General features: G+C 49.0%; 1 rRNA gene. It reads left to right on the top strand.

Features of this window, described 5'->3' with window-relative positions:
- A 23S ribosomal RNA gene (locus C4S35_RS15420) occupies positions 1-2,496 on the top strand; the annotation flags it as partial.
- Positions 2,497-2,576 lie beyond the last annotated feature (80 nt).

Genomic DNA, 2,576 nt, shown 5'->3' with positions numbered 1-2,576 from the left:
TCCTGAGTAGGGCGGGACACGAGAAATCCTGTCTGAATTTGGCGGGACCATCCGCTAAGGCTAAATACTCCTGAGAGACCGATAGTGAACCAGTACCGTGAGGGAAAGGTGAAAAGAACCGTGAATAACGGAGTGAAATAGATCCTGAAACCATACGCTTACAAGCGGTCGGAGCCCTTTCGTGGGGTGACGGCGTGCCTTTTGCATAATGAGCCTACGAGTTAACGTTGCTGGCAAGGATAAGTGGTTAAGCCACGGATCCGTAGCGAAAGCGAGTCTGAATAGGGCGCTTTAGTCAGTAGTGTTAGACGCGAAACCGTGTGATCTACCCATGGGCAGGATGAAGCTGTGGTAACACACAGTGGAGGTCCGAACCGGTTGACGTTGAAAAGTCTTCGGATGACCTGTGGGTAGGGGTGAAAGGCCAATCAAACTCGGAAATAGCTCGTACTCCCCGAAATGCATTTAGGTGCAGCGTTATGCGTAAAGTTATATAGAGGTAGAGCTACTGATTGGATGCGGGGGCTTCACCGCCTACCAATTCCTGACAAACTCCGAATGCTATATAATGTTTCATAACAGTGAGGGCTTGGGTGCTAAGGTCCAAGTCCGAGAGGGAAAGAACCCAGACCATCAGCTAAGGTCCCCAAATATATACTAAGTTGAAAGAACGAGGTTTGTCTGCCCAGACAGCTAGGATGTTGGCTTGGAAGCAGCCATTCATTTAAAGAGTGCGTAACAGCTCACTAGTCGAGCGGACGAGCATGGATAATAATCGGGCATAAGTATATTACCGAAGCTATGGATTTCGTATTTATTTACGAAGTGGTAGGGGAGCATTCTCACAGGGTAGAAGGTGTATCGTAAGGTATGCTGGACCGGTGAGAAAAGAAAATGTAGGCATAAGTAACGATAATGCGGGCGAGAAACCCGCACACCGAAAGACTAAGGTTTCCACAGCTATGCTAATCAGCTGTGGGTTAGTCGGGACCTAAGGCGAACCCGAAAGGGACAGTCGATGGACAACGGGTTAATATTCCCGTACTAGTTATTACTGTGATGGGGTGACGGAGTGATGAAAGCGCCGCGAACTGACGGAATAGTTCGTTGAAGTACCTACCTATAAAACCCGCAGGCAAATCCACGGGTTTTGGGGAAATACGATAGTACTCGGAGTCTTCGGACAAAGAGATAGTGCGCCTAAGGGCTTCCAAGAAAAACCTCTAAACTTCAGGTAATAAGTACCCGTACCGCAAACCGACACAGGTAGTCGAGGAGAGAATCCTAAGGTGCTCGAGAGATTCATGGCTAAGGAATTAGGCAAAATAGACCCGTAACTTCGGGAGAAGGGTCGCCAGCAGCAATGCTGGCCGCAGTGAAGAGGTCCAGGCGACTGTTTATCAAAAACACAGGGCTCTGCAAAATCGTAAGATGAAGTATAGGGCCTGACACCTGCCCGGTGCTGGAAGGTTAAGTGGAGATGTTATCTTCGGAGAAGCATTGAAATGAAGCCCCAGTAAACGGCGGCCGTAACTATAACGGTCCTAAGGTAGCGAAATTCCTTGTCGGGTAAGTTCCGACCTGCACGAATGGTGTAACGATCTGGACACTGTCTCAGCCATGAGCTCGGTGAAATTGTAGTAGCGGTGAAGATGCCGCTTACCCGCAGTGGGACGAAAAGACCCTGTGCACCTTTACTATAGCTTAGTATTGACCTTGGACAAATGATGTGTAGGATAGGTTGGAGACTGTGAAGTGGCGTCGCTAGGCGTTGTGGAGTCATTGTTGAAATACAACCCTTTGTTTGTCTGAGGCCTAACCCCGTTATGCGGGGGACATTGCTTGGTGGGTAGTTTGACTGGGGTGGTCGCCTCCAAAAGAGTAACGGAGGCTTCTAAAGGTTCCCTCAGTACGCTTGGTAACCGTGCGTAGAGTGCAATGGCATAAGGGAGCTTGACTGAGAGACATACAGGTCGATCAGGTACGAAAGTAGAGCATAGTGATCCGGTGGTTCCGCATGGAAGGGCCATCGCTCAAAGGATAAAAGGTACGCCGGGGATAACAGGCTGATCTCCCCCAAGAGCTCATATCGACGGGGGGGTTTGGCACCTCGATGTCGGCTCGTCACATCCTGGGGCTGGAGAAGGTCCCAAGGGTTGGGCTGTTCGCCCATTAAAGTGGCACGCGAGCTGGGTTCAGAACGTCGTGAGACAGTTCGGTCTCTATCTACTGTGGGCGCAAGAAATTTGAGTGGATCTGATTCTAGTACGAGAGGACCGAATTGGACAAACCTCTAGTGTATCTGTTGTCACGCCAGTGGCATCGCAGAGTAGCTACGTTTGGAAGGGATAAGCGCTGAAAGCATATAAGCGCGAAACCCACCACAAGATGAGATTTCTTTTAAGGGTCGTAGGAGATGACTACGTTGATAGGCTATAGATGTAAAGGCAGTAATGTCATAGTCGAGTAGTACTAATAACCCGTAAGCTTATGTACGCTTTTCCTCCCGCTACGGCGGGAGGAAGAAACTTTCTCAACACTTTTTATTTTCTTTATCTCAGTATGTTAAGATATTA

The sequence above is a fragment of the Flavobacterium urumqiense genome (assembly GCF_900108015.1).
GTDB classification, from domain to species: domain Bacteria; phylum Bacteroidota; class Bacteroidia; order Flavobacteriales; family Flavobacteriaceae; genus Flavobacterium; species Flavobacterium urumqiense.
The sequence above is the reverse complement of the archived record's forward strand: the minus strand, read 5'-3'. Positions and strand labels throughout refer to the sequence as shown.